19 protein-coding genes and 1 pseudogene are annotated in these 18,820 nt (G+C 54.2%); 4 read left to right on the top strand and 16 right to left on the bottom strand.

Annotated elements, in window-relative coordinates; translation table 11 throughout:
• Positions 1–435: 435 nt before the first annotated feature.
• On the bottom strand, positions 436–1,461 hold the full coding sequence (locus tag FGE05_RS13510; RefSeq protein WP_139645618.1) for a zinc-dependent alcohol dehydrogenase family protein: 1,026 nt from the start codon (positions 1,459–1,461) through the stop codon (positions 436–438).
• 256 nt (positions 1,462–1,717) lie between these two features.
• Here FGE05_RS13510 and FGE05_RS13505 point away from each other — a divergent pair, with 256 nt between their 5' ends.
• Both FGE05_RS13505 and FGE05_RS13500 read left to right on the top strand, forming a co-directional pair.
• Positions 1,718–2,632 carry a LysR family transcriptional regulator gene (locus FGE05_RS13505; RefSeq protein ID WP_139645616.1) on the top strand — a complete coding sequence of 305 codons (915 nt, stop codon included), beginning with the start codon at positions 1,718–1,720 and terminating at the stop codon, positions 2,630–2,632.
• 371 nt (positions 2,633–3,003) lie between these two features.
• Positions 3,004–3,639 (top strand): LysE family translocator, encoded by a 636-nt coding sequence (locus tag FGE05_RS13500; protein WP_027616449.1) that lies wholly within the window; start codon positions 3,004–3,006, stop codon positions 3,637–3,639.
• A gap of 27 nt (positions 3,640–3,666) precedes the next feature.
• Here FGE05_RS13500 and FGE05_RS30425 read toward each other — a convergent pair whose 3' ends face one another.
• From FGE05_RS30425 to thrC, 13 genes and pseudogenes are all read right to left on the bottom strand, one after another.
• A complete protein-coding gene (locus FGE05_RS30425) occupies positions 3,667–4,431 on the bottom strand; it encodes a methyl-accepting chemotaxis protein (RefSeq protein ID WP_373682479.1) in 765 nt (254 codons plus the stop codon).
• A 93-nt stretch (positions 4,432–4,524) separates the two neighbouring features.
• A pseudogene (locus FGE05_RS30420) lies at positions 4,525–5,556 on the bottom strand (cache domain-containing protein); the annotation flags it as partial.
• A 35-nt stretch (positions 5,557–5,591) separates the two neighbouring features.
• Positions 5,592–6,095, bottom strand: coding sequence for an Lrp/AsnC family transcriptional regulator (locus FGE05_RS13490; RefSeq protein ID WP_139645612.1), 504 nt, complete (start codon positions 6,093–6,095; stop codon positions 5,592–5,594).
• Positions 6,096–6,107: 12 nt separating this feature from the next.
• Positions 6,108–6,869 carry an ABC transporter ATP-binding protein gene (locus FGE05_RS13485; RefSeq protein WP_027616446.1) on the bottom strand — a complete coding sequence of 254 codons (762 nt, stop codon included), beginning with the start codon at positions 6,867–6,869 and terminating at the stop codon, positions 6,108–6,110.
• A 52-nt stretch (positions 6,870–6,921) separates the two neighbouring features.
• Positions 6,922–7,632, bottom strand: coding sequence for an ABC transporter permease (locus FGE05_RS13480; protein ID WP_027616445.1), 711 nt, complete (start codon positions 7,630–7,632; stop codon positions 6,922–6,924).
• Positions 7,629–8,357: an ABC transporter permease gene (locus FGE05_RS13475; protein WP_027616444.1), complete on the bottom strand. Its 729-nt coding sequence runs from the start codon at positions 8,355–8,357 to the stop codon at positions 7,629–7,631. Before FGE05_RS13475 ends, FGE05_RS13480 begins: the two co-directional genes overlap by 4 nt.
• A 51-nt stretch (positions 8,358–8,408) precedes the next feature.
• Positions 8,409–9,191, bottom strand: a complete 783-nt coding sequence (locus tag FGE05_RS13470; protein WP_060752886.1) for a transporter substrate-binding domain-containing protein — start codon at positions 9,189–9,191, stop codon at positions 8,409–8,411.
• Between the two features lie 173 nt (positions 9,192–9,364).
• The gene (locus FGE05_RS13465; protein WP_041021439.1) at positions 9,365–9,682 is read right to left on the bottom strand and encodes a multidrug efflux SMR transporter; all 318 of its coding nucleotides are present in this window, start codon (positions 9,680–9,682) and stop codon (positions 9,365–9,367) included.
• 142 nt (positions 9,683–9,824) lie between these two features.
• Positions 9,825–11,027 (bottom strand): PLP-dependent aspartate aminotransferase family protein, encoded by a 1,203-nt coding sequence (locus tag FGE05_RS13460; RefSeq protein WP_139645610.1) that lies wholly within the window; start codon positions 11,025–11,027, stop codon positions 9,825–9,827.
• A gap of 51 nt (positions 11,028–11,078) precedes the next feature.
• A complete protein-coding gene (locus FGE05_RS13455) occupies positions 11,079–12,497 on the bottom strand; it encodes an aldehyde dehydrogenase family protein (protein WP_139645607.1) in 1,419 nt (472 codons plus the stop codon).
• 2 nt (positions 12,498–12,499) lie between these two features.
• The gene (locus FGE05_RS13450; protein ID WP_041021436.1) at positions 12,500–13,549 is read right to left on the bottom strand and encodes a homoserine dehydrogenase; all 1,050 of its coding nucleotides are present in this window, start codon (positions 13,547–13,549) and stop codon (positions 12,500–12,502) included.
• A 117-nt stretch (positions 13,550–13,666) separates the two neighbouring features.
• Complete coding sequence (locus tag FGE05_RS13445) at positions 13,667–14,104, bottom strand: Lrp/AsnC family transcriptional regulator (protein WP_027606629.1); 438 nt, start codon at positions 14,102–14,104, stop codon at positions 13,667–13,669.
• A gap of 14 nt (positions 14,105–14,118) precedes the next feature.
• Complete coding sequence (gene thrC / locus FGE05_RS13440; protein ID WP_139645605.1) at positions 14,119–15,522, bottom strand: threonine synthase; 1,404 nt, start codon at positions 15,520–15,522, stop codon at positions 14,119–14,121.
• A gap of 338 nt (positions 15,523–15,860) precedes the next feature.
• Here thrC and FGE05_RS13435 point away from each other — a divergent pair, with 338 nt between their 5' ends.
• Positions 15,861–16,244, top strand: a complete 384-nt coding sequence (locus FGE05_RS13435) for a DinB family protein (protein WP_223194834.1) — start codon at positions 15,861–15,863, stop codon at positions 16,242–16,244.
• A gap of 55 nt (positions 16,245–16,299) precedes the next feature.
• On the opposite strand, the gene FGE05_RS13430 is transcribed toward FGE05_RS13435, so the two are convergent.
• Together FGE05_RS13430 and FGE05_RS13425 are read right to left on the bottom strand one after the other, a co-directional pair.
• Positions 16,300–17,193, bottom strand: a complete 894-nt coding sequence (locus tag FGE05_RS13430; protein ID WP_041021434.1) for a dihydrodipicolinate synthase family protein — start codon at positions 17,191–17,193, stop codon at positions 16,300–16,302.
• Between the two features lie 29 nt (positions 17,194–17,222).
• A complete protein-coding gene (locus FGE05_RS13425) occupies positions 17,223–17,918 on the bottom strand; it encodes a B3/4 domain-containing protein (RefSeq protein ID WP_041021433.1) in 696 nt (231 codons plus the stop codon).
• A gap of 160 nt (positions 17,919–18,078) precedes the next feature.
• On the opposite strand from FGE05_RS13425, the gene FGE05_RS13420 reads away from it, so the two are divergent.
• Entirely contained in the window at positions 18,079–18,681 is a 603-nt protein-coding gene (locus FGE05_RS13420) for an XRE family transcriptional regulator (protein ID WP_041021432.1), read from the top strand.
• The last annotated feature ends 139 nt before the right edge of the window (positions 18,682–18,820 follow it).

The raw sequence follows: 18,820 nt of genomic DNA, 5'->3' as shown, positions 1-18,820 counted from the left end.
GTCCTAGGAGAATTCCGACAGCGTCCCACAGACAATGAGTACGAGAAATAAAGAACTTACCGAACTTTAACTGACCGCTTACCTCATACTGTTTTCCCGATAATCGATAGAGGACCCCACCCCCATTAACGCCTGAAGCATCTTGAACAGACATTGATGGATCAAGCCTTTCTGGAAACATGTATTGAGCCATGACTTCTTCCTTGAGCTGAAAACCAGCATTCAATTATCAGGACTTCAATAATGATTAGAAGATACAGATTGAGGGCAAAAACCAGTTCAGTTGCCGGCAAGGTAAACGGAGTCGTTGTGGACAGGCAGCCGGACACCCTCGCAAGTCGTGCGAGGGGCTGAAGCAGAAAAGGAGAGAAGAGGCCCGATCAGGCCGGAGGCAGCGCAAGAGCCAGGGACAATGACTCTTGCGCAGGACAGGAATCAGGCGGGATCGACAACCTGAAGGGCAACGCGCTCACGGCAAGGACATTCGTCCATGTAACGGTGAGCCTCGACAAACTCGGCGAACGGAAAGACCCGGGTCTTGAGTGGCAACAGGACACGGTCGGCAGTCAGTTGATTGATATCGCGCAGTGCCCGCTGCACCGCCACCTGGTCCTGGATAATGCCCAGTTCCGGCTTGCCGGTGAAATTGCCGATGCAATGCACGAAGAACTGAATGTTCTTCTGAAACGCCGCGCAGGCCGGGAACGGTGTCTGGTTCCCCCCTTGCAGGCCATACAACACCAGGCTGCCTCGTGGGGCCAGGACATCGCCGAGCAGCGACATTTGCGGCCCGCCCAGGCCGTCGAACACCACGTCGACGCCACGATTGTCGGTGAGCTTGTTGATTTGCATCAGCAAGTCCTGCTCTTCCGTGACGATGACTTTCTCGGCACCCAGGGACAACAGGTACTCTCGCTCGTCAGCGGTCTTGGTGGCCGCGATCACCCGTACACCCAGCGCCTTGCCGAGCTGTACGAAGGAAGGGCCGGCGCAATGGCTGGCATCGGTGACCAGGGCGAACTGCCCGGGTTTGACTCGCGCCAGGTCAACATAGGCAAAATAGGCGACCAGCAGCGGCGTGTAGTGCACCGCGGCTTCGATCGGGCTCAAGACGTCCGGGTATCGGGTCAGCGCGGTGCGCGGCAACACGATGATCTCACCGTACACCGGATAATCGTTCGCGCTTTGTGCGGGGAAGCTGGCGACCTTGTCGCCCACGGCCAGATCGTCGACACCGTCGCCGACGGCCGTCACCACGCCGGCCATTTCATGGCCCAGGCCGGAAGGCAGGCGGGCCTGGGACGGCGCCAGGTTCTGGCGCCACAGGGTGTCATGCCAACTGATGCCGATCGCTTCGACACGGACCTGCACTTCTCCTGGCGCAGGGAGAGCCGCCGGCTGCTCTTCGCATTTGAGCACCTCGGCACCACCAAACTTGTGAAAACGGATCGTGCGGGACATCGCAAACCTCGTCAAAGTAACCTCTAATGCCATGAACTCTATCCGGGCTTTGTACCCAAGACCATCAGTGGCTATTAATAGTCGACATGCCTGTCATTGATTCCGCAGCAAGAAAACCAATCAGCCCCGCGGGGCAAATCCTACAAAAATTCATTTAGCCAGTGCAGAGTACCAGTCTTTCCCCGTAAGATTCATGCCGGTCATTGTTCGCATATGGCCGCTCACGTCAAGCTCGCCGAATCTGCCAGGACCCCAGATGAATCGCAATGACCTGCGTCGTGTCGACCTGAACCTGTTGATCGTATTCGAAACACTGATGCATGAACGCAGCGTGACCCGCGCCGCCGAGAAACTGTTCCTCGGCCAGCCGGCCATCAGCGCCGCGCTGTCGCGCCTGCGCAGCCTGTTCGATGACCCGCTGTTCGTGCGTACCGGGCGCAGCATGGAACCCTCGGCCCGGGCGATCGAAATCTTCGCCCTGCTCTCCCCGGCCCTGGATTCGATTTCCACGGCGGTCAGCCGCGCGGCGGAATTCGACCCGGCCACCAGCACCTCGGTGTTTCGCATCGGCCTGTCGGACGATGCCGAATTCGCCCTGCTGCCCATGCTGCTCAAGCGCCTGCGCGCCGAAGCCCCTGGCATCGTGCTGGTGGTGCGCCGGGTCAACTACATCCTGATGCCGAGCCTGCTGGCGTCCGGGGAGATCTCCATCGGCGTCAGCTACACCGACGACCTGCCGGCCAACGCCAAGCGCAAGGTGCTGCGCCGCAGCTCGCCCAAAGTGCTGCGGGCCGACACCGCACCGGGGCAACTGACCCTGGACGAATTCTGCGCACGCCCCCACGCCCTGGTGTCCTTCGCGGGCGACCTGAGCGGTTTCATCGATGAAGAGTTGGAAAAACTCGGTCGCAAGCGCCATGTGGTACTGGCGGTGCCGCAGTTCAATGGGCTGAGCACCCTGCTGGCAGGCACGGACATCATCGCCACCGTCCCTGACTACACCGCCGATGCACTGACCGCCGCCGGCGGCGTGCGCGCCGAAGACCCACCGATCCCGGTGCGCAGCTTTGAATTGCACATGGCCTGGCGTGGGTCCCAGGACAATGACCCGGGGGAACGCTGGTTGCGGTCGCGGATTCAGATGTTTTTTGGCGACCCTGAGAGTCTATAGAAGCCATCTGGCGGGCTGTTTATCTGATCATTTCTGCCTTTTCATAGACCATGGAGATCCATCCACCTCCAGTGGATTGCTACATTGGGGGCATATCTGAGGGCATGCTTTGGATGGTTTGAAAAGGACGCCCCCAATCTAATTTCTAGCAGCCCAAATCTCGAAAAATCACACGCTGATGACGGGATTGGCAGGGGCAAACTCGGCGTAGGACTACAGGAAGTTGGCGATGGAAAACATCCCATTGAGCGCGATCCAGTCCCACGAGATGAGAATCAAATAAGCCAGAAAATTCAGCTAAAGAACCCAATGACGAATAGCTTATGAACACTTAAGCTGCGAGCTATTACAAGCAGCTCGAGGGTCGACTGATGTCATTTGATTTCCACCACCTTCTACTCGTTTTTACCGCCTACATTGTTGGAGCGGCAAGCCCGGGGCCCAGCAATATGCGGATCATGGGCGTTGCCATGCACCAAGGCAGAAAACCTGCGCTGATGCTTGCAGCCGGAGTGATCAGTGGTTCTTTTTTTTGGGGATCGATGGCCGCCACAGGCGTCTCGGCCATTCTGCTTCAGTTCGCAGAGGCACTCTTCGTGCTCAAGATCGTCGGCGGAGCATACTTGCTGTTCCTAGCCCTGAAAGCGGGACGTTCTGCCCTGACACCTGACGAGAAAATTGAGAAAGCGCTGGGCGCAGCACCGCCTATCTCGGGTTTTGGCCTCTACCGGCGGGGCTTGCTTATGCACCTGACCAACCCAAAGGCATTACTGGGTTGGATCGCCACGATGACGCTCGGCCTGGGACCACAAGCGACACCTGTAACAGTTATGATCATCCTGGCTGGCTGTGCCGTGTTGAGCATTTCTATTTTCTGCGGTTATGCGATCGTTTTCTCCACGGCACCGATGATTCGGGGTTATCGCAGGGCGCGCCGATGGATTGAAGGCACCCTTGCGTTGGTCTTTGGCGCAGCAGGTTTTAAGCTGCTGTTCTCGCGCGCGTGATTCAATGCCTGCTCTTGTAGGGATGGCCTAAGTTCGAAAGCCATCCACCAGCTGCTTGAGTCGTGTGGCTTGTCGTTCAAGATCGTCACAAGCAAGCAGTGTGGCCTGCAGGTTTTCCACCCCTTCCTGGTTGAGGTTTTTGATCTCGGTGATGTCGATGTTCAGTGAACCGATGACCGAAGTTTGCTCTTCAGTTGCTGTCGCCACCGACTGGTTGATTCCGTCAATCTCGCCGATGCGCTGACTGACGCTGCCCAGCCGCTCACCGGCCTGGTTGGCGATAATCACGCCGTCCTTACTGTAGCGCTCGCTTTCGTTCATGGTGAGTACCGCCTCACGTGCGCCCATCTGAAGCTCTGCAATCATTGTATGGATCTCTTGGGCTGACGTCTGCGTGCGGTAAGCCAGGCTGCGAACTTCGTCAGCTACAACAGCAAACCCACGCCCGGCTTCACCCGCCCGCGCGGCCTCGATCGCGGCATTGAGTGCCAGCAGGTTGGTCTGTTCGGAAATGCCCTTGATGACTTCAAGAATTCGACCGATATTTTCGGTCTTACCATTCAGCGCCTCTATGTTGCTGCATGACGTGCGGATTTTCCCAGAGAGCGCGCCCATGGCATTTATCGTTTGGGTCACCACCTCGCGGCCATCTTCAGCCTGGCACCGGGCATCCGACGCCTGAAGGGAAGCGTCACCCGCGTTACGCGCGATTTCCTGGGCCGCCGCGCCGAGTTCGTTAATCGCGGCCGCAATACTGTTGGTGCGATTGGCCTGGTCGTCCGAGTTCGACATTGACGCACTAGAGGTCTGCGTTACACGCCTGGCCACTTCATTGACATGCTCGGTAGCAGAAGACACTTCACGTATTGAGTGCTGAATACGTTCCACGAAAAGGTTGAAGTCTGCGGCCAGTTCTCCGAACTCATCTTTCGAATGCGCACTCAAGCGGCGGGTAAGGTCGCCCTCTCCCTGGGCGATATCCCGCATGGTTGTACCTATCAACCTCAGGGGCCGCATCAGTACGCGAATAAACAAGCCCAGCAAAAGCAGCGTGGTCGCAACGGCAATAACCATCGACAAAATGGCGGAAGTGCGAAAATCATCAAGTGCCGCATAAGCTTTGCTTTTGTCGATAGACAAACCGATATACCAGTTCACCGAAGGCAGTCCCTTGATCGGCGAGAACATCAAAATTTGAGGTTTTCCGTCCTGCTCCGTCTCGCTGATATGGGAGCTAAGTGATGGCGTGTTCAGGGGGTAAATATCGCTCAATTGCTTCATCACCCGTTCTTTTTCTGGATGAACCAACACCCTGCCATCTGCGTTGACCAGAAAGGCATAGCCAATTCCACCTAGGTCGAGCGAGCTGACAATGGTCGCCAGCGTCTCCAGTGTAAGATCCCCGCCTACCACTCCAAGCGGCTGGCCGTCCTGACTGACCGGCGTTGCAATGGTCATCATCAGTTGCCCTGTCGTCACATCGAGGTATGGCTCAGTCAGCGTTGTCCCTCCTGCAGCCATTGCGTCGGTATACCAAGGCCGGGTGCGAGGATCGTAATCAGCAGGTAGATCGTCCTTTGGCCGGATGACGAAACTACCGTTACGACTGCCTAGATAAGTGAAGGTAAACGTCGATAGCAACGACCTCTGCTCCAGCAGCCGCGTGATGTTTTGCGACGCGGGATCATTGGCAACCGCCTGGGCAACATGATCTATTAGAAGTACCCGCCCAGAGAGCCAGGACTGAACGCTTGCAGCCGTGATCTTGCTCATTTCCTCTAGGTGGTTTTCAAGGTTCGAGCGAATGGTTTTGCGCTGAATCGAGTCGTTGTAAAGCGTAAAAAGCGAAAACGCTGCGACAACAACGAATGATGCTGCAAGCAATACCTTATGACTGAACTTCAGGTTCGCAATCATCATGGTTTATCTCTAGGCGTGAAGTGTTGCAATTGTTATTCGATACCAAGGTGCGTCGATGAAGGCTTGATGACGGCCAGCTGTGGATAGGCCACCAGTTTCTCGAGGTGCAGTTCAGTGCTCTCCAGCCATGATTCAGTGATTGATCGGAAATGCTCCATATCCCGGCAGCGTATTCGGAGGCAGTAATCAAGCGCACCACTCACCAAGTGACACTCAATGACTTGCGGGCAAGCACTGACAAGCGCCTCAAATATCTTTTGCGTGCTGCATCTCCTGCCCTCAGCCAGTGTCACTAGAACCACCAGTGATAAACCTGGTAATAGCTTGCGCTCGTCAATAAATGCCCCGTAACCGCGGATGACGCCCAGCCTCTCCAGCTTGCGAACGCGTTGCTGACAAGGGCTCTCGCTCAAGTGCACCAGTGAGGCGAGTTTTTTATAGGTGATGCGCCCATTGCGGCGCAATACGTCGACGATGGCCGCGTCGATGCGTCCCAAACCCTCATGGGCCGCGTGGTTCTTTGTTCCGCTGGTCATAGCCAAAGCATTTCACTTAAGCCCGTTGGACAGAAACTGCTGCAGGCGCTCGCTTCTGGGGTTATCCAGAATTTCAGGTCCGCCCTGCTCTTCAACCAGTCCTTGATGAAGGAACAGCAGTTGGTTCGACACTTTGCGTGCAAACCCCATTTCATGGGTCACCATGATCATGGTGCGCCCCTCTTCAGCAAGCCCCTGGATGACTTTGAGCACCTCGCCCACCACCTCAGGGTCAAGCGCCGAGGTGGGTTCGTCGAACAGCATGACTTCGGGCTCCATGGCGAGGGCGCGGGCGATCGCTACCCGCTGCTGTTGACCACCGGAAAGAAATGCAGGGAACTGATCGGCAACACGGGCAGGCAAGCCGACTTTATCCAAGTATCGCCGCGCACGGTCTTCTGCGTCTTTTTTGCTGATGCCTAGCACCCGACGCGGGGCAATGGTGATGTTTTCCAACACGGTCATGTGTCCCCACAGGTTGAAATGCTGGAAGACCATGGCCAAGCGGGTACGCAGTCGTTGCAGCTCGCGGTCATCCGCCACACGTAATCCAGCATGATTTTTAACCATGCAAATTGGTTTGCCATCCAAACTCATGGCACCGTCGTTGGGTGTTTCGAGAAAATTGATACAGCGCAGGAACGTACTCTTTCCCGAACCGCTCGCGCCGATCAGGCTAATGACATCGCCCGTTTTGGCCTGCAGGGAAACACCCTTGAGTACTTCATGGGTACCGTAACTCTTGTGTAGTCCGTCAACCGTCAATTTGTACATGTTCGCAATCATCCTCTAAGCGGGTTGGGAGCGGCCCTGTCAGATACAGGGCTCAGTGAGTCGGCCCTAAAAAGGCCAGCCAATGACGTTCGGCAATTCGGAACACTCCGACCAACGCAAAGGTGACCGCCAGGTAAATCAGTGCCGCAATCCCAAACGATTGAAAGGTTAAAAAGGTCGCTGAGTTCGCGTCACGGGCAACTTTGAGAATGTCCGGCACCGTGGCGGTGAATGCCACCGTGGTTGAGTGCAGCATCAAGATCACTTCGTTGCTGTAATACGGCAGCGAGCGACGCAAGGCTGACGGCATGATCACAAACGCATAGAGTTTCCATCCCGAGAGGCCATACGCTTTTGCCGCCTCGACTTCGCCATGAGCGATGTTGCGAATGGCCCCGGCAAATATCTCGGTGGTGTAAGCGCACGTGTTCAGAGCGAAGGCAAGAATGGTGCAGTTCATTGCATCGCGAAAGAATGCGTCCAACACAGGCTGAGCGCGTATTGCGGCGAGGCTGTAGATTCCGGTGTAGCAGATCAGCAGTTGGATGTAGAGCGGTGTCCCCCTGAACAGGTAGGTATAAAACTGCACTGGCCAGCGCACGTAAAACCTGGGGGACACGCGTGCGATGGACAATGGAATAGATACGATAAAGCCGATGAAAAGCGATGCGCTGAGCAACCATAGTGTCATGGCCAGACCAGTGATTTGCTGGCCATCGCTGTAGACGAATGACCTCCAGTACTCCTGCAGTAGTTCGATCATCGCACTGCCTCCCGTAAACCCGCGGCGTAGTGTTTTTCCAGACAGCGCAGGACGAAGTTGGAGATGCTGGTGATGATCAGATAGGTCAGTGCAGCCAGTACTAGGAAAAAGAACAATTGATAGGTACTTTTTCCTGCGTCCTGGGCAGCCTTTACCAAATCAGCCAGGCCGATGATCGACACCAATGCGGTGGCTTTAAGAATTACCATCCAGTTATTACCCAGCCCCGGGAGGGCAAACCGCATCATTTGCGGGAATACCACAAAGCGAAAACGCTGGGCGCGACTTAACCCATAGGCAGTAGCGGCTTCGACCTGTCCACGGGGTACGGCCAGCATGGCGCCGCGGAAAGTTTCGGTGAAATAGGCGCCGTAGATAAAACCAAGGGTGATGATTCCTGCGACGAAGGGATTGATTTCGATGTACTGCCAGCCCAATGCCACTGTGATGACCGTCAGCCAGGTTTGCAGACTGTAGAAAATCAACAGCATCAGCACCAGATCCGGCACCCCACGAATCAGTGTGGTGTAGAGCTGCGCGGGCATACGCAGCAGCTTGAGACTGGACAGTTTAGCGCTGGCGCCCATCAACCCGAGCAATACGCTAAGCAAAAGAGAGCACAGGGACAGCTTGACGGTCATCCAGGTGCCTTCGAGCAGCAGCGGGCCGAAGCCTTGCAAGCTGAATGCAGAGAGCCCCAATGCGCCTAATAATGGTTCAAACATGATCAACAACCTATAGCGAAAACGCCCATCCAGCGGACGAGCGCCGGGTGGTTATTTGCCGCTGTAAAGATTCAGATCGCCAAAATGCTGCTTCTGGATCGAATCATAGGTGCCATCGTCGTGAAGAGCCTGGATCGCTTTATCCAGCAAGGCCTTGAGCTCTGTATTGCCCTTGGCGATGCCGATGGCTGTTTTGGAGGGAAGATAAGGGCTCTCGACCGACGGGCTCATTTCGTAGTCAGCGCCCTGGGGGGAGTTGATAAAACCCAGTTGGGCTTGAAGCGCATCCTGAAGGGATGCATCCAGCCGCCCCGCTACCAGGTCGTAATACACCTGATCCTGGTTCTGATAGGACTGGATTTTTACCCCGGCTTTGTCCAGCACGGCCTTGGCGTAAGCTTCCTGGATACTGCCTTGAAAATAGCCAACCGTTTTGCCTTTGAGTGATGCCACATCCGTGCTCAGGTCCGATCCCTTCTTGAACACATAGGACGTGAATCCGGAGAAAAGCTCGCTTGAAAAATCAATGGCTTTTTCACGAGTGGCCGTCACGGTCATGGATGACAGGATGCCGTCGAACTTGCCGGCCCTGAGGCCTGGAATCAGGCCATCAAAATCGCTTTCCACCCAGATGCATTTGACTGAAAGCTTGGCGCAAATCGCGTTGCCCAAGTCAATATCAAATCCCTTGAGGCTGCCATCGGCGGCCTTGGACTCAAACGGCGCGTAATTGGCATCTACGCCGAAACGCAAGGTGGAGTATTCTTTGGCAGACACTGCACTTGTGCACAACGCCAAGCCCATTACTAAACATAGCTTTTTTAGCGAAATCATAATTACATCCCTAGATATTGTAGTTGGATTAAGGGCAGTAAACATCCGACAGCATTAACCATGACGCTCGTTATTATTTAGCGAGACCTGCGTCTCGACTTGAACGTTACCTGAGTACGGCGACTTTACGAATATGGCAAATTGAACGTTATCACGAGCAAAATGCTCGCCTTTCAAGCAGACACCAATTTCATCATTAACAGTCCACTGACAATCAATACGGCGGCCACGATACGCAACAGCGTGGCGGGTTCACCCATGAAGAAAATACCTGCAGCAAAAGCCCCCACAGCGCCGATCCCCGTCCAGATGGTGTATGCCGTACCCAGCGGCAAGCTCTTCATCGAGAAGGATAAAAGCGCGAAACTGGCAACCACGGTGACAAATGTAATGACCGTGGGCACCAATCGCGTAAACCCTTCAGATTGTTTCATCGAAAAAGCCCACACAACTTCAAATATCCCCGCAACTATCAAACTCACCCAAGCCATGAGCAACTCCCAATCAATAAAAAACACCAAGACTGTTTGCGCCAGGCGCAATTAACACGTCAACGTTATTAAAAAGCCCCCCGCGAGGACGGGGGTAAAGACGGGTTGACCAAACCCTGGTTACATAGCGCCCGTATTCAAATCACTTGAATGTTGCGTCCAGCGCGAACGCAATATCCTTGATCAAGTCTTCTGGGTCTTCCAGCCCTACAGAAAACCGCAAATGACCGTATTGGCGGAACTCTTCGGGGTACTTGTCAAAGCCACCTCGACCCTCTGCACCTACGTGCACGATCAGTGATTCGTCATGCCCTAATGAAACGGCCGACGTGATGATGCGCAGGTTCGAGACAAAGCGATTCTGGGTATCAGGATCACCCTCTACGGCAAACGCCATCACAGCACCATAGCCCTTGCCCGCAAATTGCCGGCGCGCCAACTCATGCTGCGGGTGGGAGGGCAAACCGGGGTAGTAGACGTAGGCAATCCGATCATCGCTATCCAGAAACTGAGCCAACTTTTCGGCCGAGTTCAATAATTGCTTCAAGCGCAGAGGCAACGTGACCGAGCCGCGCATGATCATCCACGCGTTGAACGGCGAAATGGTCGCGCCGAGGTCAACCAAGGCATCATTCTTGATCTTGTTGATCAACTGGTTGGAGCCGATCACTACCCCGCCCATGGCATCACCATGGCCATTGATGTACTTGGTCAATGAGTGAATGACGAAGTCGACACCGTGTTGACTTGCACGAAAAAATGGAGGCGGCGTGAATGTGGCATCCACAGAGATCAGCGCGCCATGAGCGTGTGCAATCTCAGCCAATGCCGCAATGTCTGCAACTTTCGTGGTGGGGTTGGCGATCGTTTCAGTGTGGATCAGCTTGGTATTGGGGCGAATGGCGTTACGTACCGATTCAAGGTCACCTACGTCTACGAAGGTTGCCTCAATGCCGTAACGTTCAGGCAGTAGTTCGGCGAAAAGCCGCCAGACTGCCTGGTAGGTGATGTCACTGACGATGACGTGATCACCACTTTTCAAGAATGAAAAAAATACCGAGTGCAAGGCAGCAACACCGGTCGCGAATACCACCGCGTCTTCACAACCCTCAAGGGCTGCGAGTTTTTTCTCAAGGCAAACCTGGTTGTGGCCTTGATTGCGTGTGTACACGAGCCCGTCCGGGCTCGACCAGTCCATGGTCGCCGGATCTTCCGGCAAGAGATAGGAGTTCGCCATGACCAATGGTGTACGGACGGCGCCACTGGTGACATCCGCGACATTGCCGCCATGAACAGCAAGTGTCGCTGCAGATAATGTCGAAAGGTTGTGCTTATCGGGGCGCATGTCGTTTCCTCTTTATTGTTGTGTGTTTCATTCTTGAGTTGAGAGAGTTGCTTAGCTTCCACTCACACCGTTAATGCAAACGACCTTGGGTTGCGTCATGTCTTCGTAAGCGAAACGTACGCCCTCACGACCCATGCTCCCGTACTTGAAGCCGCCGAAAGGCATTGCATCAAAACGATAGTCGGAAGAGTCGTTGATCATCACCCCGCCCGCCTCCAGTCGTTTAGCGGCGGTCATTGCAACCTTTAGATTGCTGGTGAAGATCCCAGCATGCAGGCTGTATTCAGGTTCGTTAGCCAGCGCCAATGCTTCATCCAGGGAGGCGACGCTCTGAAGGATGACTACCGGACTGAACACCTCTTCGCACCACAACTTGCATTGGCGGTCGACGCCTTCCAGCACGGTAGGTGAATAGAGCGAGCCGTTACATGTGTTGCCAAACAACAACGTGGCGCCTTTGGCAATGGCGTCATTGACCACTTCCTCGGTACGCTTGGCTGACGCCTCGGTAATCATCGGCCCTACGTCCGTCTGCTCATCTGCAGGGTTACCGACGATCAACTTAGAGGTCTGTTCAACAAAGCGCGTTTTGAAGGTTTCATAGAGTGAGGCCTCGATGAGGATCCGTTGGGTACCGATGCAGTTTTGTCCGGCCGCCCAGAAAGCCCCCGACACGCATGAATCAACGGTTTCATCCAAATCACAATCAGCCATCACGATGACCGGCGCATTACCGCCAAGGTCCATCGCTAGCTTCTTGAGGCCAGCTGTACGAGCGATCTGCTCACCCGTGACAAAGCCGCCAGTGAAAGACACCATGCGCACCGCACGGTGGGCCACAAGAGCCTTGCCCAGGGCGGCGCCGCCTGTTGCGACGGTGGCAACAACCGGAGGCAGACCCGCGTCGATCAAGCACTCCACCAGCTTGATCGCTGATAGCGGTGTGAGCTCAGACGGCTTGAGAACAACTGCATTTCCTCCTGCAATGGCAGGCCCCAATTTATGCGCGACCAGGTTAAGCGGGTCGTTGTAAGGGGTGATGGCAACGATGACGCCCAACGGTTCACGGGTGAACCAGCCCTGACGGGATTCAGACCCGACATAGGCGTCAAAAGGAATGACTTCACCGGCATTGCGCTTGGCTTCTTCGGCAGACAACTTCAAGGTATTGACGCATCGCAACACCTCCTTTCGCGCCTGCTTCAGCGTTTTTCCTGACTCCGCGACGATCAGTTTGGCAAAGGAGTCCTTGTCACGCTCGACTGAGCTTGCGGCCTTTTCCAAGATACGCGCACGCTCATGGCGCGGCAGATCCTTGGCAATCAAGGCACCTAAAATGGCGGTGTCAACTATCGTGGTAGCGGATGATGCGGGTATGTCTGCCACTTCACCCACTTTGCTGCCGTCAAACGGGCTGAGCACCGTAATGGCCTTATAATCAGCAGCGAGCGAGAGACTCAAGCTATTCATGATTACTTACCTGACGTGGTTTTGTGGTTGTGGATGCTTACGATGTCGGCGAGCAAGGCAAATGCGGTTTCAAAACGACCTGCCCCCGCACCCACTACAGTGACGGGACCGAGAATGGCCGTGTTGAAGGTAATTGCGTTGGTGGCTCCGCTCACGGCTGAGAGCGCGTCGCTCGCCGGCAAGAGCTTCGGACTCACTGATGCTGAAATCGAACCATCGCTCCGTTTCTCTGCGCTGCCAATCAGCTTCCAGCGGGCATTTGCTTTCGTCGCCTCGGCAATATCCTTGGCCGTGATTTCAGAAATCCCTTTGCACAGGACGTCGCTTGGTTTGAGTTTTGCGCCTAGCAGTTCATTGGCGAGGATGACAACCTTCAAGCGCACATCGTGCCCTTCTACATCCGCTGTTGGGTCAGCTTCGGCATACCCCAATTCCTGCGCTTTTGCGACAGCACTGGAGAAGTCCAACCCCGTCTCCATGCTGGAGAGGACAAAGTTTGAAGTACCGTTGAGGATCCCCTTGAAGCCGGTGATTTCCGAGCCTGCCAGTGACTCCTTGGCCAAACGGATAACCGGGGTCCCGCTCATGACAGAACCTTCAAATTCAAAGCGGGCGCCGGTGCTATCGGCCAGCGTCTTCAAGCTTTGTGCATGCAGCGCCACGGGCCCTTTGTTGGTGGTCACGACACTGACGCCCTTTTCCAGAGCCCAGCGGCAGAAGGTCGTAGCCGGTTCACCATCCACAGGATTGGTGAACGTTGCCTCAGCGACAATATCGGCGCCAGAGAAGCGGATAACGGTTTCGTTTGCCGGCTCAGCAGTCCCGCCGGCCAGGGTCCTGAAACTGCCTTTAGCAGCAGGCACTGCTGCCAATTCACGAGCGTCCAGGCCGTCTTTGTTAATGATCGAACCGAGGTAAAGGTCACTGACACCGACAATCTTCAAGGTAAAACCTAATTCATCGGCCCAACGCGAATTCTTATCGGCAATAAGCTGGGTCAGCGCGCGGTTAACGCCACCAAATCCAAGCAACGCAATTTTGTATTCAGTCACGACAGGGTTCTCATTGTTATGTTGTGGTGCTGAGATAGTAAGCCGCCAACTTAACTTTACGAATATGGCAAACAGAACGTTGTTGCGAGCAAAATGCTCGTACAACAGCGCAACTTGCTATTTTGTGCTCGACAGAACAAAAGACGTTACGGTATTCAGGACTCCCGGCAGCGTCGAGATCTCACTCCATACCCTGTGGATACGATCTGCATTCATCGCCTGAACCGTCAGTACAATATCGAGGTCGCCACTCATCACATTGCAGGAAATAACTTCAGGCATTGCACCAACGGAGCGAACAACTTCTGAATCTCGCATACGATCCTTACGATAAACGAAGATTAATGCATTAATGGGTCCTGCATCAGCCGAAGGCATACCTTTAATAATTGTGTAGCCTCGGACATACCCATCGCGCTCCAATCGCTCAATCCGCAGCCTGACTGCGTTCCTGGATAAATTCACTTTTAGGGCAATATCGTTGTGGGCCAACCGTGCATTGCGAGTTAGCTCCTCCAAAATCTTTTCATCAACTTTATCTAAAACACGTTTCATCTCTGGCTCCGGACTTATAACGAGTGAGACTCCGTGTCTTTTGATAATGCCCTGACCAGTGAGATCAGCGACCTAACGTCGTTGGGAATTGAAGTACAGTCTTGTTCAGCAACTACAGGAACACCAATTGTATTTAGGTAGCCAACAATCTCTGACTTTTGGGTTGCAATGCCAACTTTCGACGGATGTGTGGTTGCCAGGCAAATCATGGGGATCATCAAGCTGCGTCTGCTTACACGTGCAGCGCGCAAGCCGATAGCGGTATTGGGACTGACCAGATATCCACTCTCTGCAAAGACCTCATGAATACAACTGAATGCGTCTGCATCGTCCACAGCCAGTGAGTCAAACAGTTTGCGTGCATCCAACCATTCATCCTGCGCTAACTGAATAGTTCCCTCACCTTCTAGCAACTGCATATTACGAGCTACTTTTTCTCCGCATCGATTTAAAATGCTCCACTGTAGGCGCTCAAAATTAGAGGCTAATGAAACATTCATAGTGGGAATTTTGGTAGCACGAATTTCATTTCGACTGTACAGATTTGATTGGAGAAAGTTATGCAGTCCGGCGTTAGCATTCGTGGCAACAATAAGCTGTCGAATCGGCAGTCCCATTTGCTTGGCAATATAACCAGCGTACAGGGCGCCAAAATTTCCAGTCGGGACACTGAAAGCAATCTCTCTTTTAGGCGCACCGAGCTGAAGAGCAGAATAGAAATAGAAGGAGAGGTGCGCAAGTACGCGAACCCAGTGCACTGAGTTAAACGAAATAAGATACTGCCGTGCATTACTACTTTGTTTCAGGAACTGCTCACACAAACGATGACAATCAGAATAGTCTCCGTCGACCGCAACATTCACAACATTATCTTCGTGCGTACCCAGTAAGCGTAGGCGATCCTCCGCCGTTAACCCCATGGAAGGATGCAATACCAACAACGTAACGCCCTTCATTCCCGAAAATGCTTTTATTGCTGCGGCGCCAGTATCTCCACCTGTACAACCTATAATCAGCGCCTTCTTACCAGACCTGAGTAAATCATGATCGATAAAGCGAGACATCAACTGAAGGCCAACGTCTTGGTAGACGCCTGACGGCCCATGAAACAATTCGAGTATCCACTCGTTACTTGCGGTCTGGTACAGCGGTGTCACTGCGTTGCTTTTAAAACAATCAAAAATCTCCTCAAGCATCCGAGACAACAGATCCTGCTCGATCCATCCCCCCAGAAAGGGCTCGATTACGTAGCGAGCCAATTCATGGAAGGGCAACCATTCGAGCTTTGAGAGCTCCTCCTTTTTGAAGCGGGGAACCTTGTGCGGCACGTACAAGCCACCGTCAGGCGCGTACGCCCCCATCAGCACCTCGCTGAATTCGTACGTTCTACCTGGGGTCCGTGTGCTGACGTATTTCATGATCCAAGACACCCTCAAGCCATTTCCGAGCCGGCCACCTGCAAGCTGGGGCTTCTCCGGAATTCAATGCGGTAGCGTTAATCGCCTTTGATCCAGCTTCATACCAATGACCATAAAAGTCAATATATCGACCATCATACCTCGCTAACGGTACTCCGTTCCCGTTACACGAACCCCCCTTTTGTCCAAGCCCATGGGATGTGCGAGGGCCGACAATGCTTAGAAATGGGAGAACACCATGTGTGCCAAGAATCTGCTGCACTCGCTTTATCAGTACAAGGCATGGTCTGAGGAGGTGTTATTCAGGTGCTTGAAAGCGCCCATTTCGCAGTCGTTTCCTGGGGAAATGGAAGAAGGCCTGTTATTGGCTCAGGCACATCAATATTGTGGACCAACTATTCATCGCCAGACTGCAGGGAAAACCGGAGGAATTTGACGACGTCGTCACTGAGCAGCGGCAAGACATTCGTCAGTTGGAAGAGGCTTTCACAACGGCAAATCAATGGTTTGTCGATTACACGAATTCAGTCACTGCAAAGGAGCTGTCTGAACCGGTGGAATTTATTTTCAAGGATGGCAAACCCGGCAACATGACCAAAGAACAAATCCTTGCTCACGTGCTTTCTCATGGCCTGCAGCATCGAGGAAGTGTTAGCACGATCCTTCCCAGGGAAATCCTGGAGGGACACCAAGATCATTTCCCAACGTTTTTGAAACTGTAGGCAGTTGGATTTCTGCCTCCGCAACTGTGATGAGGCAGAGTGTTCACCGCAGTGCTCAGCTCAATTCGAGCGCGTCTATCACCGCTGCAATTTGCTTGCGTCCTTCCCCTTCGATGGTTCTAAGCGGCAAAGGCACGCTCGGAGAGTGAGTAATACCGCGTAGCTCCGCTGCAGTGGCTATCACGCGAAAGCTACCGCCGAATTGGCTGAACAATGCCCAAAGCGGCTTCAAGGATTCGGAGAGGCGCATAGCCTCAAAGGCGTCACCTGACAATGCTGCTCGTGTGATGGCGAGCGCCGTATTGGGGAACAAACCGCCCATGACCGAATACCAGGCATCGCAGCCGGCATTCATTCCAACAGCGGCAAACGCATCGCCGCTTATTCCAATAGTCACGTGACTCGGAATCAATTTCCGCAGGCGCACCACACGCTCCCTGGCCAGATGCGGCGCCTCGGGGACGCCAGGGATTTTGATTGAGCTGACATTGGGTAGCTCTGCAATACGCCCGTGTAACTCATCGGTAAATTCGAAATGAGTGGTACCAGGATTGTCATAGATACATAGCGGGATTGAGACGTTGGCCGAAACCATTTCGTACATCGAGAACACATCGTCCTGAGTCAGTTTTTGATATGACACGGGTGGCAGCAGCAAGGCTTTGACCCCCACGGCTTGCGCATCCTCAGCCAGCAGCAAAACGTCGCGTGTACGCAGCGCGCCGATGCTCACCATCACAGGCACGTCCTCCGCAGCCTCTACTGCCAACTGAGCAACTCGAGAACGTTCGGCTCGAGAAAGATACGCATAGCTTCCGGTGGATCCTAGAGCCCCGATGGAATCTACTTTAGCTGCCACCAATTGCTGCACAAGACAAGTAAAAGCATTTTCGTCCACACCCTGCTCATCCATAGGGGTCAGAGGAAATGCACTAAGACCGGTAAACATCGTCATCACTCCTTGCAGTGGTCTATCGACTATTTGGCCCCAGGACCAATCAGTGAGCTTTCGATCTGGACGCCTGGCATCATTTGCTGCAACCCTTCGATGAGTTTGTCCCCCGCTTCCGTCAAGGCTTCAAGCGGCATCGCCGGCAGACTCTCCAGAATGAACCACATGCTCCTCGCGTCAGCACCGAGACGGGTCCTGACACCTTGCCGCCAATTCCAGCGACGGCAGGTCACGCCTTTGTCATCGCGCCAGACAACCTCGCCGGCATCCGGATACTCGAAGGCAGCAGCACCCTCTTTCATCGTGTCAAAAGGCTCAGTGCCATCAGCGACTACCAGCCGTGGGGAGCCCACATAGGCTTCAATGTTTTCCCCGCCAACCGGGATGGCGTACTCAATGCTGATTGCGTTGTAGAGATCGACGATGGGATCCAGGCTAGGCAAGCTGCCGTCACGTAAAACTCGTTTACGCAGCGCTTCAGCTGAACAAGGTGTGCGCTGCGGCTTGGCCCCAAACTTTCGAAAGGTCTCAGCCCATGCAGCCAGATGGCCTTCTCCCCAGCTTGGCCCACCTTCCTGCACAGCCTTGCAAGCACGGTCCAGCGCAGCCTGGGCCACCTCAGGATGAGCCAGTGGTGCAGCTTCCACCACGATACTCAGGGCCCTGAACTCCGGCGCCAGCTCGGCAACGGCTTGATCGATTAACGGCAGTACGGACAGCATCAAAGACCTCCAGGAACCTAAATGTCATTTCATGCTAGTCAGCGACGACCAATAAAGTCAATATAATGACCATTATCATCTGCTATAACGGCTGAGCCGATTGACGGAGCTACTTATAAAGGCCGAGAATCCCAGCACTTTTTTCTCATGACCTTCATCAATGACCACCAATACCAGTCTGTCGACTACCCCTGGCGCTGATGCTCATGCCGTCAGCCTGGCCGTTGCGCGCACACTTAAACAGGCACGCAAAACACAGAAGATCACGTTGGATGAACTTTCCCGCCGTGCTGGCGTGAGCAAAGGAATGGTTGTTGAAATAGAGAAATGTACGGCGAACCCCAGTATCGGCATCCTTTGCAAAATCGCCGCCGCGCTGGGCCTGTCCGTTGCAGACATCGTCAATGTGAGCGAGGCCCCATCCGCCCATATCATCGACAGCCAAGATATCCCCACGCTCTGGACCGGGGACCTGGGAGGAACGGCGCGCCTTCTGGCTGGAACGTCCGGACCTAATATGATCGAACTGTGGCGTTGGGAAATGCACCCAGGCGAATCCTTCTCTTCACAGGGGCATCCTCAGGGCACGCTTGAGCTGTTTCATGTGGAAAAAGGCGCGCTGAAATGTGTGGTAGGGGAAACAGAGTTGGTCATTCCTGCGGGGAGTTCGGCAGTGGCCAAAACCGATGTCCCCCATTCCTATTCCAACGCTGGCAGATCGAAGTTGGTATTCACTATGTCCGTGACGGAGATGCATCAGTAGATAGCAGCAGGCTGGCAGTCAGTAAGCATCTGCAAAGTGGACGAACCTGCCAATTTCAAAGGGGTTGTACCACTGAACCCGATCAATTACTGCGGTGGATCACCGCCAAGGCGCGCATTCACAATTGCTCGAGCAGCGC

The organism is Pseudomonas sp. ICMP22404 (assembly GCF_006227205.1).
Lineage (GTDB): Bacteria > Pseudomonadota > Gammaproteobacteria > Pseudomonadales > Pseudomonadaceae > Aquipseudomonas.
This window is presented reverse-complemented; position numbering and strand designations above follow the sequence as displayed.